Source organism: Skermanella aerolata KACC 11604 (genome assembly GCF_000936425.1).
Taxonomy (GTDB): domain Bacteria; phylum Pseudomonadota; class Alphaproteobacteria; order Azospirillales; family Azospirillaceae; genus Skermanella; species Skermanella aerolata.
Window position 1 is genome coordinate 1 of the sequence record NZ_AVFK01000224.1, and the last position, 400, is coordinate 400.

The following is a 400-nucleotide window of genomic DNA, read 5'->3' on the forward strand; positions in this document are numbered from 1 at the left end:
AGGCCGACGTCGCGATCTACCCGCTGCCGCACATGAAGGTGGTCAAGGATCTGGTCCCCGACCTGAGCCAGGTCTATGCCCAGTACGCCTCGATCAAGCCGTGGCTCCAGTCCCAGTCGCCTGCCCCGCCGGACCGGGAACGCCTCCAGAGCCCGGAAGAGCGCGAGAAGCTCAACGGCCTCTACGAGTGCATCCTGTGCTTCTGCTGCACCACGAGCTGCCCCAGCTACTGGTGGAACGGTGAGCGCTACCTGGGCCCGGCCGTGCTCCTTCAGGCTTTTCGCTGGATTGCCGATAGCCGCGACGAGTATACCGGCGAGCGTCTGGACGCTTTGGAAGACCCGTTCCGCCTGTACCGCTGCCACACCATCATGAACTGCACCCGGACCTGCCCGAAGGG

The 400-nt window shown here is 65.0% G+C and carries 1 protein-coding gene; it reads left to right on the plus strand.

Annotated elements, in window-relative coordinates:
• On the plus strand, positions 1–400 hold a 400-nt coding region (locus tag N826_RS39300), incomplete at both ends, for a 4Fe-4S dicluster domain-containing protein (RefSeq protein WP_044438129.1).